At 45.3% G+C, this 13,114-nt stretch carries 15 protein-coding genes and 1 tRNA gene; 2 read left to right on the plus strand and 14 right to left on the minus strand.

Annotation, left to right across the window (positions count from 1 at the left end; translation table 11 throughout):
* Positions 1 to 5 precede the first annotated feature (5 nt).
* From ICN17_RS09050 to pnp, 9 genes are all read right to left on the minus strand, one after another.
* A complete protein-coding gene (locus tag ICN17_RS09050; protein ID WP_216237174.1) occupies positions 6 to 1,259 on the minus strand; it encodes an NADH-quinone oxidoreductase subunit D in 1,254 nt (417 codons plus the stop codon).
* Between the two features lie 3 nt (positions 1,260 to 1,262).
* The gene (locus ICN17_RS09055) at positions 1,263 to 1,862 is read right to left on the minus strand and encodes an NADH-quinone oxidoreductase subunit C (RefSeq protein WP_216237175.1); all 600 of its coding nucleotides are present in this window, start codon (positions 1,860 to 1,862) and stop codon (positions 1,263 to 1,265) included.
* A 3-nt stretch (positions 1,863 to 1,865) separates the two neighbouring features.
* Complete coding sequence (locus ICN17_RS09060) at positions 1,866 to 2,348, minus strand: NADH-quinone oxidoreductase subunit B family protein (RefSeq protein ID WP_087910080.1); 483 nt, start codon at positions 2,346 to 2,348, stop codon at positions 1,866 to 1,868.
* Between the two features lie 5 nt (positions 2,349 to 2,353).
* Positions 2,354 to 2,713: an NADH-quinone oxidoreductase subunit A gene (locus ICN17_RS09065; protein WP_011902892.1), complete on the minus strand. Its 360-nt coding sequence runs from the start codon at positions 2,711 to 2,713 to the stop codon at positions 2,354 to 2,356.
* A gap of 110 nt (positions 2,714 to 2,823) precedes the next feature.
* A tRNA-Leu gene (locus tag ICN17_RS09070) sits at positions 2,824 to 2,908 on the minus strand.
* 86 nt (positions 2,909 to 2,994) lie between these two features.
* Positions 2,995 to 3,339 (minus strand): preprotein translocase subunit SecG, encoded by a 345-nt coding sequence (gene secG / locus ICN17_RS09075; RefSeq protein ID WP_216237176.1) that lies wholly within the window; start codon positions 3,337 to 3,339, stop codon positions 2,995 to 2,997.
* 21 nt (positions 3,340 to 3,360) lie between these two features.
* Positions 3,361 to 4,119 (minus strand): triose-phosphate isomerase, encoded by a 759-nt coding sequence (tpiA, locus tag ICN17_RS09080; RefSeq protein ID WP_216237177.1) that lies wholly within the window; start codon positions 4,117 to 4,119, stop codon positions 3,361 to 3,363.
* A gap of 15 nt (positions 4,120 to 4,134) precedes the next feature.
* Positions 4,135 to 5,133 (minus strand): NAD(P)H-quinone oxidoreductase, encoded by a 999-nt coding sequence (locus ICN17_RS09085; RefSeq protein WP_216237178.1) that lies wholly within the window; start codon positions 5,131 to 5,133, stop codon positions 4,135 to 4,137.
* 32 nt (positions 5,134 to 5,165) lie between these two features.
* Entirely contained in the window at positions 5,166 to 7,322 is a 2,157-nt protein-coding gene (gene pnp / locus ICN17_RS09090; protein ID WP_216237179.1) for a polyribonucleotide nucleotidyltransferase, read from the minus strand.
* Between the two features lie 66 nt (positions 7,323 to 7,388).
* On the opposite strand from pnp, the gene ICN17_RS09095 reads away from it, so the two are divergent.
* Complete coding sequence (locus ICN17_RS09095; protein WP_145954953.1) at positions 7,389 to 7,586, plus strand: hypothetical protein; 198 nt, start codon at positions 7,389 to 7,391, stop codon at positions 7,584 to 7,586.
* Positions 7,587 to 7,589: 3 nt separating this feature from the next.
* On the opposite strand, the gene rpsO is transcribed toward ICN17_RS09095, so the two are convergent.
* Positions 7,590 to 7,859, minus strand: coding sequence for a 30S ribosomal protein S15 (gene rpsO, locus ICN17_RS09100; protein ID WP_068948469.1), 270 nt, complete (start codon positions 7,857 to 7,859; stop codon positions 7,590 to 7,592).
* Between the two features lie 216 nt (positions 7,860 to 8,075).
* Between rpsO and ICN17_RS09105 the strand changes: the two genes are divergently transcribed.
* A complete protein-coding gene (locus ICN17_RS09105) occupies positions 8,076 to 8,672 on the plus strand; it encodes a YSC84-related protein (RefSeq protein WP_216237180.1) in 597 nt (198 codons plus the stop codon).
* A gap of 38 nt (positions 8,673 to 8,710) precedes the next feature.
* On the opposite strand, the gene ICN17_RS09110 is transcribed toward ICN17_RS09105, so the two are convergent.
* The 4 genes from ICN17_RS09110 to ilvC form a co-directional block, all read right to left on the minus strand.
* Positions 8,711 to 10,258, minus strand: a complete 1,548-nt coding sequence (locus tag ICN17_RS09110) for a 2-isopropylmalate synthase (RefSeq protein WP_216237181.1) — start codon at positions 10,256 to 10,258, stop codon at positions 8,711 to 8,713.
* A gap of 226 nt (positions 10,259 to 10,484) precedes the next feature.
* Positions 10,485 to 11,345, minus strand: coding sequence for a CDP-diacylglycerol--serine O-phosphatidyltransferase (pssA, locus tag ICN17_RS09115; protein WP_216237182.1), 861 nt, complete (start codon positions 11,343 to 11,345; stop codon positions 10,485 to 10,487).
* Between the two features lie 25 nt (positions 11,346 to 11,370).
* Complete coding sequence (locus ICN17_RS09120; protein ID WP_216237185.1) at positions 11,371 to 12,018, minus strand: phosphatidylserine decarboxylase; 648 nt, start codon at positions 12,016 to 12,018, stop codon at positions 11,371 to 11,373.
* A 42-nt stretch (positions 12,019 to 12,060) separates the two neighbouring features.
* Positions 12,061 to 13,077, minus strand: a complete 1,017-nt coding sequence (ilvC, locus tag ICN17_RS09125; protein ID WP_087910092.1) for a ketol-acid reductoisomerase — start codon at positions 13,075 to 13,077, stop codon at positions 12,061 to 12,063.
* Between the last annotated feature and the right edge of the window lie 37 nt (positions 13,078 to 13,114).

Here is a 13,114-nt window from a genome sequence, read left to right on the forward strand (position 1 = left end):
CTTTATTAGCGGTCAATCTCCCCGAACACAATATCCTGTGTGCCAATAATCGTTACTGCATCAGCCAACATGTGGCCACGTGACATCTCATCCATTGCTGAAAGATGGACAAATCCTGGTGCGCGAATCTTCATACGATATGGCTTGTTAGCACCATCAGAAATTAAGTAAATACCGAACTCACCTTTTGGATGCTCAACCGCTGAGTAAGCCTCACCATCAGGAACGTGAATACCCTCAGTAAAGAGTTTGAAATGGTGAATCAGCTCTTCCATATTGGTCTTCATGTCCACACGCTTCGGTGGAGAAACCTTATGGTTGTCACTCATTACAGGACCTGGATTGGCTTTTAACCAAGCTACGCACTGTTTGATAATGCGATTCGATTGGCGCATTTCTTCCATACGGACTAAATAACGGTCGTAGGAGTCACCGTTTACGCCCACCGGAATATCAAAATCGAGTTGGTCATAGACTTCATAGGGCTGCTTCTTACGCAAATCCCATTCGATACCAGAACCGCGCAACATCGGGCCAGTGAAACCAAGCTGTAATGCACGCTCAGGCGTCACGATGCCAATATTCACTAAGCGCTGCTTCCAAATACGGTTATCCGTTAAGAGATTGCAGTATTCGTCCACATTAGCATCGAAACCATTTGCAAACTGCTCAATGAAATCGAGTAAAGAGCCGCTACGATTCTCATTTAAACGTTTTACAGCCGATTCACTCCGAATCTTCGATTTACTGTATTGCGCCATTTGATCTGGCAAATCACGGTATACGCCGCCTGGGCGATAGTAAGCAGCATGCATACGAGCACCAGACACAGCTTCATACATATCAAAAATGTCTTCACGATCGCGGAAAGCATACAAGAACACTGCCATCGCACCAACGTCAAGACCATGACAGCCTATCCAAAGCAAATGATTGAGTAAACGAGTCAACTCGTCATACATCACACGAATATATTGCGCACGCAGAGGAACATCTACTTGAAGCAATTTTTCAATGGCCATCACGTAGGCGTGCTCATTGGACATCATGGAAACATAATCCAAGCGATCCATATAAGGAACGTTTTGAATCCAAGTGCGAGTCTCTGCTAATTTTTCTGTAGCGCGATGCAATAAACCAATATGCGGATCAGCGCGCTGAATGACTTCACCATCAAGCTCCAACACCAAGCGCAATACTCCGTGAGCCGCAGGATGCTGAGGACCAAAATTGAGAGTGTAGTTCTTAATTTTTGTCATGACTTAAACCGGGCCTCCGTACTGCTCTTCGCGCACGATACGTGGAGTAATCTCACGAGCCTCAATCGTTACAGGTTGGTAAACAACACGCTTTAACTCTGGGTCGTAACGCATCTCTACATTGCCACTAATTGGGAAATCTTTTCTAAATGGATGACCAATGAAACCATAATCAGTCAAGATACGACGTAAGTCATCATGACCTTCAAACAAGATGCCATAGAGGTCAAATGCTTCACGCTCAAACCAATTGGCTGAGTTCCATACTGGAGTAATAGAGGCTAACAATGGATAGCCATCATCGGCTGCAAAGACACGCAGACGCAGACGCCAGTTATGCTGGATGGACAATAAATGACTTACAACAGCAAAACGTTGGCCGCTCCAAGCACCATCTCGGAAGTCTTGGTAATCAACGCCACATAAATCGATTAACTGTTCAAATGCCAGTAAGGGATCATCGCGAAGCAACATAGCAGATTCAAAATAAGTATCTGCATTAACAACTACCGTTACTTCACCTAAAGCAATCTGAACAGAGTGAATGCGCTTACCGAGTACTTTCTCGAGGTTGGCGGCTAATTGAACTAAACGATCTGACATTGCTTAGCCCTTCCGCGCAATTGTGCTTGTGCGTGCGATCTTCGATTGCAACTGAATAATTCCGTAGATCAACGCTTCTGCTGTTGGAGGGCAGCCAGGGACATAAATATCCACTGGCACAATGCGATCACAACCGCGAACAACTGAATAGGAGTTATGGTAGTAACCACCGCCATTGGCACAAGAGCCCATGGAAATAACCCAGCGTGGCTCTGGCATTTGGTCATACACCTTGCGTAAGGCTGGGGCCATCTTGTTGCACAAAGTACCTGCAACAATCATTAAGTCAGATTGACGAGGGGATGGGCGGAAAACAACACCAAAACGGTCCAAGTCATAACGGGATGCGCCAGCGTGCATCATTTCAACCGCACAGCAAGCCAAACCAAAAGTCATTGGCCATAAAGAGCCATTACGCGTCCAGTTGATCAACTGATCCGCAGTAGTAGTAACAAATCCTTCTTTGAGAACGCCTTCTAATGCCATATCTATCACTCCCAGTCGAGAGCGCCCTTTTTCCAGATATACACAAATCCCACGATGAACTCCAAAAGGAAGATCACCATAGAGGCGTAGCCAAACCAACCGATATCACGCAGAGCAACACCCCATGGAAATAGGAATGCTGTTTCTAGATCAAACAGGATGAAGAGAATGGCAATAAGGTAATAGCGCACGTCAAATTTCATACGCGCATCTTCGAAAGCTTCAAAACCGCACTCATATGGAGAGAGTTTTTCAGCGTCAGGCTTCGAAGGAGCCAAAATCTTTCCGAGGAACATGGGGACTAATCCCACCCCAATACCTACGAGGATAAAAAGCAGAACAGGAAAGTAATTAGCGAGATTCAAAAAATGGTCCTGATTTGTTCGTCTGGTAATTCTTTAAACAGCAAATTGTTCAATACTTCACTTTATAAAGCCTTGATTTAGAGCAAAAACCCCTACAAATTCTTCATTTTTGGTGCCGACGGCGAGACTCGAACTCGCACAGCCTAAGCCACTACCCCCTCAAGATAGCGTGTCTACCAATTTCACCACGTCGGCATCTTGCAAAACCCGTCAATTCTACTGCATTGCACAACTGAACTACCCACAATTAGGGGTAGATATATCTGTAAAAACCTACTCTTTTACTTAGGAACTGCGGGTTTAGTTGGGTCCTGAACGGGTGCCACAGGGGCAGCTGGCGCCACTACTGGCGCAACGGTTCCAGAAAGAACCCCAGGACTAACTTCCTTCTTATTACCAAGCCAGGTAATACCTAGAGTAGAAATAAAGAAGACTGCAGCAAAAATAGCGGTTGCATGAGATAAAAAGTTGGCAGAACCACTGGCGCCAAACAAGCTACCAGAAGAACCAGAGCCAAAAGCAGCTCCCATATCAGCACCCTTACCTTGCTGCAATAGAACCAGCAAAATCACAGCCAACGCTGAAATGATTTGCAATACGATCAATAAAGTCTTAAGCCATTCCACAATTTATCTCCAAATAAAAATCTATGCCTTACAGATGGCTAGAAAGTCCTGGGGGTCCAAAGAAGCCCCTCCAACTAAACCGCCATCAATATCTGGCATTGCAAACAACTCAACGGCATTGTCAGGTTTGACACTGCCGCCATACAAAATTCCAACATGAGAGGCAACATCCTCATCAAATTCCGCTAACTGCAAACGAATAGCGCGATGCATATCCTGAGCTACTTGAGCAGTGGCAACCTTGCCCGTGCCGATAGCCCAGACTGGCTCATAAGCGATCAAACAATCTGCCAAGCGATCCTGAAGTACAGTCAGCTGTTTTGCAACCTGACCACGAACAACCTCAACTGCCCTACCAGAATTTCTTTCATCAGCCGTCTCGCCAACACAAATAATGGGCGTCATTCCACTATCCAGTACTTGCAAAGCTTTCGCAGCAACCAGCTCATCAACTTCATGATGGAGTTGGCGGCGCTCGGAGTGCCCAACAATCACGTAACTACAGCCCATTTCTTTTAGCGATGAAGCCGCAACTTCACCTGTGTAGGCACCAGCAATATCAGCAGATGCATCTTGAGCACCCAAACTAAGAAATGCTAAAGAATGTTCTTTTATCAATAACGCACATTGAGTGAGATAAGGAAACGGTGGGCACACTGCAAACTTGCGACCAGAGGGCATACCACTTTCCATCCCACGGGCAACGGTCTTAATCCAATCTTCATTGCTAGCAAGATTGCCATTCATTTTCCAGTTGCCGATAACGATGAGTGGTCGCATATTCTGTAGCAGTTTCTAGACTGTCAAAACAATCTTGCCAACGTGTTCAGAAGATTCCATCAAGCGATGAGCATCCGCTGCCTGATCAAGTGTGAATGTTTTATAAATCACAGGCTTTAATTTGCCAGAATCTAACAACGGCCAAATACGAGCATGCAGTTGTTGAGTGATTTGCTTCTTAAATGACACTGGGCGTGGACGAAGAGTTGAGCCTGTAATGGTCAAGCGACGACGCAAAATTTGACCGGTATTCACCTCGGCCTTAGAGCCGCCCATAATCGCAATGATCACAATGCGGCCATCATCGGCCAAGCAATCAATTTCCTTCTGCACATAGGTGCCAGTGACCATATCCAGAATGACATTGACACCCTTGCCATCTGTTGCCTTCTTCACTTCTTCTACAAAATCTTGTGTTTTGTAATTGATGGCAACATCAGCACCTAGCTTGATACAAGCTGCACACTTTTCATCTGTACCTGCTGTCACAAATACTTTGTGACCGAGAGCCTTAGCAATCAAAATGGCTGTGACCCCAATGCCGCTAGAGCCACCCTGCACCAGAAGTGTTTCGCCTTCTGATAACTCACCACGCATGAAGACGTTACTCCATACGGTATAGAAAGTTTCAGGCAAGGAAGCTGCTTCTTGATCGGTGAACCCTTTTGGGTAAGGCAAACATTGCGCAATCGGGGCTGTGCAGAGCTCTGCATAACCACCGCCTTGCACTAAAGCGCAAACCTTATCGCCAACCTTCAGACCAAAAAGATTATCAGCATGATCTAGATCACCGCCAACAATCTCGCCGGCAACTTCAAGACCCGGAATATCGGATGCACCTGCAGGCACGGGATAGTGACCCTTGCGCTGCAATACATCTGGCCGATTAATACCAGCAGCAATTACCTTAATCAAAATCTCGCCGGTACCAGCATTTGGTACCGCTGGATCCGGACGAGTGGCAGCAACCAACATTTCTGGTGCGCCAAATTCTTTGATTTCCATTACGCGCATAAGAGCTTCTCGCAGTAGTAGACGTAAATGATTTAAGCTGTTTCGTCAGCTGCAGGAGCCGCTTCAGCAGCACCAGCTAAAGGAGCAATCGTGCCACCCTCATCTGCCATTGCGGCTTTAAGAGATAAACGCAAACGACCACGCTCATCAGCAGCAAGCAACTTCACGCGCACAACCTGACCTTCTTGCAAGTAATCTTTGACTTCTTTAACGCGTTCGTTAGAGATTTCAGAGATGTGCAAGAGACCATCTTTACCTGGAAGAATGTTTACTAAGGCACCAAACTCGAGCAATTTCACAACTGGGCCTTCGTAGATCTTGCCTACTTCAGCTTCTGCAGTGATGCCTTCGATACGTGCTTTTGCTTCTGCCATGCCTTCAGCGCTGGTAGAAGCAATGGTCACTGTACCGTCATCTTTAATATCGATACTGCAACCAGTTTCTTTGGTCAAGGCCTGAATGGTTGCTCCACCCTTACCAATCACTTCACGAATCTTGTCTGGATGAATCTTGAATGAGACCATGCGTGGAGCATGTGCTGACAGCTCTGTACGAACTGAACCCATAGCTTCTTGCATTTTGCTCAAGATATGCAAGCGACCTTCTTTAGCTTGTGCCAACGCAACTTGCATAATTTCTTTAGTAATACCTTGAACTTTGATGTCCATCTGGAGCGCAGTAATACCGTTTGCAGTACCCGCTACTTTGAAGTCCATATCGCCTAAGTGATCTTCGTCACCCAAGATATCGGTCAATACAGCAAAACGATTGCCATCGAGAATCAAGCCCATTGCTACACCAGCAACGTGAGCTTTTACTGGAACACCCGCATCCATCATTGCCAAACAGCCACCGCAAACGGAAGCCATGGATGATGAGCCATTGGACTCAGTGATTTCTGAAACAACACGGATGCTGTATGCAAAATCTTCTGGGCTTGGCAATACTGGAATCAATGCGCGCTTGGCCAAACGACCGTGACCAATTTCACGACGCTTAGGGCTACCTACACGGCCAGTTTCGCCTGTAGCGAATGGAGGCATGTTGTAGTGGAACATGAAACGATCGCGGTATTCACCTTCGAGAGCATCAATAATTTGCTCGTCACGAGCAGTACCCAAGGTAGCAACTACCAAGGCTTGTGTTTCACCACGGGTAAACAATGCAGAACCGTGTGTACGTGGCAATACGCCATTACGAATTTCAATTGGGCGAACAGTACGTGTATCGCGACCATCAATACGTGGCTCACCGTTCAGAATCTGGCTACGAACAATCTTCGCTTCGATTTCAAACATGATGTCACTCACAGCAACAGCATCAACGTCGCCTTCTTCAGATAACTTCGCCAATACTTGTTTAGAGATTTCTTTCAGCTTGTCTGAACGTGCACCCTTTTGACGAATCTGATAAGCCTCGCGCAATGGAGCTTCAGCCAATGCAGTGACCTTAGCAATAAACGGCTCATCTTTAGGAGCTGCAGTCCAATCCCACTCTGGCTTACCAGCTTCACGCACTAAATCATTGATTGCGTTGATCGCAGTTTGCATTTGATCATGGCCATAAACCACGGCACCCAACATCACATCTTCGGATAATTGGTTTGCTTCAGACTCCACCATCAATACAGCAGCTTGTGTACCAGCAACGATCAAATCCAGTTCACTAGTAGCTTGCTCTGTACGAGTTGGGTTCAAAAGGTATTGGCCATTAGCGTAACCAACACGAGCTGCGCCAACTGGGCCAGCAAAAGGAATGCCTGAAACTGCCAAAGCTGCAGAAGCAGCGATCAAAGCAGGAATATCAGCAGGCACGTCTGGGTTAATGGACAACACATGCACTACAACCTGAACTTCGTTTAAGAAACCTTCTGGGAACAAAGGACGTAATGGACGGTCAATCAAACGGGAGATCAAAGTCTCACCTTCTGATGGACGACCTTCACGGCGAAAGAAGCCGCCAGGGATCTTGCCTGCTGCGTAAGTCTTTTCTAAATAATCTACTGTTAATGGGAAAAAGGATTGGCCTGGCTTTGCAGACTTAGAGGCAACTACTGTACCCATTACTACGGTGTCATCAACGTTAACAATAACGGCACCACCAGATTGGCGAGCAATCTCGCCTGTTTCCATTGTTACTTGATGATTACCCCATTGAAAACTCTTTACTGCTTTTTTAAACATAGTCATTCTGATCTTCTCCAAATTGTTCACGCAAAACTCACATGAGCATTACGCTTGTCGTGGGATAAAGCAGTGTCACGACAACACTGGAGCGATTTAAGGTCACAAGGGATGCCATTCCAGGGAGACTCTGATCGATATTCAGAAACCCATTGGAATGACACGATCCCCTACACAAATGAACTTGAAGCGCCCAAAAAACATGCCATCTGCTTAAGACTGAATCTGGAAAGAAACAACCCTAAGAAAGATGGCATTGCATACCGATAAGAATTACTTACGGAGACCTAATTTGTCGATCAATGCGCGATAGCGATCCAAATCTTTGCCCTTGAGATAATCCAAGAGGCGACGGCGACGTGAAACCATCTTCAACAAACCACGACGGCTGTGATGATCTTTAGCGTTAGCCTTGAAATGGGGGGTTAATTCATTGATGCGGGCTGTTAGCAATGAAACTTGAACTTCAGGGCTACCCGTATCGTTTGCGCTGCGCGCGTTTTCTTTGACGATTTCCGCCGTCTTAATATCAGCAACTGCCATTTTTAATGCTCCTTACTTGCGAACACTTGAGCTTTCACCCAATTTGTGTCGTGCGTTATAAACAAAATAAAACAAAAAAGCTTTATAAATCAAAGCCATCGAATTGTAGCAGATAGGCCCTATAAAATGCCAAAAGACCCCCTACTATTGGTATGCTTTAGTAAGTAAAATCTCTCAAATAATAAAATTATCTATATAAATCAATAACTTATCATAATGAACCCATATTTACGCTCCCTATTAGCCATAGCAATATTGGGATTTAGTCTTAACCAAGCTGCTTTTGCGCAATTCTCAAATCCATTTGGCCCAAGCAAAACAGTTGCCCAGCAAAAAGATGACATTCTCAAAAAGAATGACGAAATCCTAAAGCATCTCTACCAGGTACAACCAAAGGCAAAAGACCTCATTGATAAATCGATTGGGTATGCCACTTTTAGTAACTTCGGCATGAAAATTTTGATTGCTGGTGGCGGCACAGGCACAGGCGTAGTGATCAACAAATCATCTAAGAAACCGGTCTACATGGATATGGCAGAGGTGCAGGCAGGTCTTGGCCTGGGCATTAAATCATTTCAAAATATTTTTATCTTCCAAACCGAATCTGCGCTCAATGACTTTGTAAATTCTGGATGGACTTTTGGTGGACAGGTCACTGCAGCAGCTAAATACGACAAGGATGGCGCCTCTTATCAAGATGCTTCCGTTGTTGCTCCTGGAGTACTGATGTACCAATTGACAGACACAGGACTTGCCGCTGAAATCACCGGCAAAGGAACCAAATACTACAAAGACTCCGACTTAAACAAGTAAAAATCTTTGTAGCGCCTACAAAAAACTGAAGGTGTCACTTAGGGGGTCATCTGGGCGTTGAGCTTTGCCTGACTTGGATCATGCAATTTGTTCAAGGCCGATAAATACGCCTTGGCAGAGGCAGCAATAATATCTGGATCAGTGCCAACGCCATTCACAATCCGACCGCCCTTAGCTAATCGCACAGTCACTTCACCCTGTGATTGAGTCCCTGAAGTAATGGCATTTACTGAATACAGTAATTGCTCTGCCCCGCTCTTAGCAATTTCTTCAATCGCATTCAAGCTAGCATCGACCGGGCCATTACCTTCAGCCTCAGAACTTACTTCCTTCTCGCCCATACGGAAGGTAACGCGTGATTTAGGACGCTCGCCCGTTTCAGAATGCTGACTCAAAGAGATAAAGTGATAATGCTCACCTTCCTCTGCAGCAGCAGAATCTGACATGATGGCAATGATGTCTTCATCAAAGATTTCTGCTTTTTGATCAGCCAAAGCTTTAAATCTTGCAAAAGCCTCATTTAAATCTGCTTCGGCTTCAACAGTAATGCCCAATTCTTGCAAACGCTGTTTAAACGCATTGCGGCCAGATAATTTACCCAAAACGATCTTATTAGTAGACCAGCCCACATCTTCAGCACGCATGATTTCATAAGTTTCGCGGTTCTTCAAAATACCGTCTTGATGAATTCCTGATGCATGAGCAAAAGCATTTGCACCTACTACTGCTTTATTGGGCTGCACTACAAAGCCAGTGATTTGAGAGACCAACTTCGATGCTGGAACAATTTGGCTGGCATCGATGCCGCACACCATATCAAAATAATCTTTACGAGTACGCAAAGACATCACAATTTCTTCTAATGCAGTATTACCGGCACGTTCGCCCAAGCCGTTAATGGTGCACTCAATCTGGCGAGCTCCACCAATCTTCACGCCGGCCAAAGAATTGGCAACGGCCATACCTAAGTCGTTATGGCAATGCACAGACCAAACGGCCTTATCTGAATTCGGTACCCGTGTACGCAAAGCTTTAATGAATTCACCATACAACTCAGGAGTCGCATAACCTACGGTATCGGGAATATTGATAGTAGTGGCGCCTTCTTTAATCACTGCCTCAACTACTCTAGATAAGAAATCGATTTCTGAGCGATAGCCATCCTCTGCTGAGAACTCAATATCTTCGGCTAAGTTTCTAGCAAAGCGAATCGAACGTTTAGCTTGCTCTAAAACTTCTTCTGGAGACATGCGCAATTTGACAGCCATATGCAAAGGGCTTGTCGCCAAGAATGCATGAATGCGTTTTGCTTTGGCGGCTTTTAAGGCATCTGAGGCACGTGTAATGTCTTTGTCATTTGCTCTAGCCAATGAACACACAATAGAGTCTTTAACCGCAGCAGCCACTGCTGAGATTGCCTGAAAGTCACCCTCAGAGCTCGCGGCAAAGCCTGCTTCGATCACATCGACTTTGAGACGCTCCAATTGACGAGCAATACGGACTTTTTCATCCTTGGTCATGGAAGCACCAGGGGATTGCTCGCCGTCACGCAAGGTGGTGTCAAAAATGATTACTTTATCGCTCATCACTACTCTCCGGTTTTGAACTCTTTATTAACAATGACTCAATTTGAAGCTTAAAAACAAAAACCCCAGCAATTAGCTGGGGCTGGTATGTGGTGGTTAATGAATTATTTTGATCTCATCAACTCAGGCCTTACCCGCCCCAAGCTTTAGGCTTAGTGCTAGTAGAAGGAGGTTGTTTAAAGACAAATTCATCAACATGGATTAAATATACCCGAAAATTCTAAAATTAGCTAAAACGCTTACCGCTCAGCCGTTCCCATGCCCAAATGACATAGCCAGATATGGAATACACCACAAATACACCAAACAAGGTCAAAGGCGGATTGGAGGAAATCAAAACGAATGTCAGAATCATGATGACCATCACGCCAAAAGGGACGCGATAGCGCACATCAAGGGCTTTACCACTATAAAAACGGGCATTTGAGACCATGGTCAAGCCGGCGTAAACGGCAATAAAGAAGGTTACCCACGGAATTAAGGTATCGCGCACAGGAATCTTATTGTCATCAGCCAACCAAATAAATCCTGCCATCAGCGCACCAGCCGCTGGGCTTGGCAAACCTTGGAAGAACTTCTTATCAACAACACCAGTGTTCACATTAAAACGGGCTAAGCGCAAAGCAGCGCCAGCACAATAGGTAAAGGCAGCTAACCAGCCCCACTTACCTAAATCCTTTAAAGCCCACTCGTATGCAACTAGTGCAGGAGCAACCCCAAATGAAACCATATCAGCGAGAGAATCATATTGTTCACCAAAAGCACTTTGCGTATTTGTCATACGAGCAACACGTCCATCCATACCGTCTAACACCAGGGAGGCAAAAATAGCGATTGCTGCCATTTCAAACTGGTGATTCATCGCATTGACAATGGCAAAGAAGCCACAAAATAAAGCTGCTGTAGTAAATGCGTTGGGAAGTAAATAAATTCCCTTGCTGCGTAAGCGTGGTTTTTGAGGATGTAGCTCTTCTACCTCGAAATCAAGACCATCATCTAATTCTTCAGCCCACTGCTCATCTGCACCCGTTCGTTTATGCGAAAGGCGACTGCGATCAATGCGGCCACGACGGCGAAATGTAGTCAAAGAAAGTCCCAGTATTGAGTTGTAATTAATCTAGACCTGGCATACGGGCTAATGCTGTATTTGTAGCAAACACTTTATCACCAACACTAACCAATGGCTCAGCTGTGAGGGGTAAATAAATATCAACCCTAGAACCAAAGCGGATAAAACCATAACGCTCACCCGCTTTGAGGCGATCGCCTACATGGGTATAGCAAAGAATTCTACGTGCAATCAAGCCTGCAACCTGGACCAAGGTCACCATCTGACCATTGGCATCAATAACAACGGCATTGCGCTCATTCTCAGTAGATGCTTTATCTAAGTCCGCATTAACAAACTTGCCTGGGAAATATTGAATCTCTTTTACCATGCCATTGACGGCACTACGATTGGAATGCACATTAAAAACGTTCATGAAAACACTAATCTTCAGCGCCTCACGGCCAGCATATGGATCATTGGCTTTTTCAACGACAACAATCCGACCATCTGCTGGAGATAACACCAAATCACGACCTAAAGCAGGAATGCGCAGTGGATCGCGGAAAAACTGCAGAACAAAAATAAAAATGATCCAGAGTGGCCATGACCATACGATGCCGCCTAGAAAGTGGACCAATAAAGTCAAAGCCCCCACTAGTGCTAAATACGGCCAACCTTCTTTTGCAATAATGGGGTGCGGATACATCATCGTTGTTCTGAGCCTTTTGTTGAACTACTTTTGTTTTACTTCTTAGTTCTTGGTTTGGTCTACTAATTTGTTCTTAGCAATCCAAGGCATCATCGCGCGCAACTTAGCACCAACGATTTCAATTTCATGCTCAGCATTCAAGCGACGACGAGAAATCAAGGTTGGAGCACCAGCTTTGTTTTCCAAGATAAAGCTCTTTGCGTATTCGCCAGTTTGAATATCTTTCAAGCATTGACGCATTGCATTCTTAGTTTCAGCGGTAACAACACGTGGGCCAGTAACATACTCGCCATACTCAGCATTGTTTGAAATTGAGTAGTTCATATTTGCAATACCGCCTTCGTAGATCAAGTCAACAATCAACTTGAGCTCATGCAAGCACTCAAAATAAGCCATTTCTGGAGCATATCCGGCTTCAACCAATACTTCAAAGCCTGTTTTAATCAAATCAACAGCGCCGCCGCAAAGTACAGCCTGCTCACCAAACAAGTCAGTTTCAGTTTCTTCACGGAAATTTGTTTCGATAATGCCGGCACGACCGCCACCGTTCGCTGTTGCGTATGACAAAGCGAGATCACGTGCAGAACCAGATTTATCTTGGTAGACAGCGATCAAATGCGGAACACCGCCACCCTGTGAGTAAGTACCACGAACAGTGTGGCCAGGAGCTTTAGGAGCAATCATGATGACGTCCAAATCAGCGCGTGGCTGAACTTGACCGTAGTGAACGTTAAAGCCGTGTGCGAAAGCTAAAGCAGCGCCTTGCTTAATGTTGCCATGTACTTCTTTGGTGTAGACATCCGCAATTTGCTCATCTGGCAATAACATCATGACGATATCTGCGTCTTTTACGGCATCAGCAACTTCTTTCACTGTCAAACCAGCATTGGCTGCTTTAGACCATGAAGCACCACCCTTACGCAAACCGACAGTCACGTTAACGCCAGAGTCCTTGAGGTTCAATGCGTGTGCATGACCTTGTGAACCATAACCAATGATGGTGACTTTCTTGCCCTTAACGAGGGATAAGTCAGCGTCTTTATCGTAAAAAACTTTCATGCTATTTCCTTGTGTTGAAAAATATTTATTGCTTAAT

Source organism: Polynucleobacter sp. 73C-SIWE (assembly GCF_018882465.1).
Taxonomy (GTDB): Bacteria; Pseudomonadota; Gammaproteobacteria; order Burkholderiales; family Burkholderiaceae; genus Polynucleobacter.

Excerpts from the sequence above, each read along its gene's own strand:
- ICN17_RS09050 (WP_216237174.1), bottom strand. The coding sequence starts at position 1,259 with ATGACAAAAATTAAGAACTACACTCTCAATTTTGGTCCTCAGCATCCT.
- ICN17_RS09055 (WP_216237175.1), bottom strand. The coding sequence starts at position 1,862 with ATGTCAGATCGTTTAGTTCAATTAGCCGCCAACCTCGAGAAAGTACTC.
- ICN17_RS09060 (WP_087910080.1), bottom strand. The coding sequence starts at position 2,348 with ATGGCATTAGAAGGCGTTCTCAAAGAAGGATTTGTTACTACTACTGCG.
- tpiA (WP_216237177.1), bottom strand. The coding sequence starts at position 4,119 with ATGCGACCACTCATCGTTATCGGCAACTGGAAAATGAATGGCAATCTT.
- ICN17_RS09085 (WP_216237178.1), bottom strand. The coding sequence starts at position 5,133 with ATGCGCGTAATGGAAATCAAAGAATTTGGCGCACCAGAAATGTTGGTT.
- pnp (WP_216237179.1), bottom strand. The coding sequence starts at position 7,322 with ATGACTATGTTTAAAAAAGCAGTAAAGAGTTTTCAATGGGGTAATCAT.
- rpsO (WP_068948469.1), bottom strand. The coding sequence starts at position 7,859 with ATGGCAGTTGCTGATATTAAGACGGCGGAAATCGTCAAAGAAAACGCG.
- ICN17_RS09105 (WP_216237180.1), top strand. The coding sequence starts at position 8,076 with ATGAACCCATATTTACGCTCCCTATTAGCCATAGCAATATTGGGATTT.
- ICN17_RS09110 (WP_216237181.1), bottom strand. The coding sequence starts at position 10,258 with ATGAGCGATAAAGTAATCATTTTTGACACCACCTTGCGTGACGGCGAG.
- ICN17_RS09120 (WP_216237185.1), bottom strand. The coding sequence starts at position 12,018 with ATGATGTATCCGCACCCCATTATTGCAAAAGAAGGTTGGCCGTATTTA.
- ilvC (WP_087910092.1), bottom strand. The coding sequence starts at position 13,077 with ATGAAAGTTTTTTACGATAAAGACGCTGACTTATCCCTCGTTAAGGGC.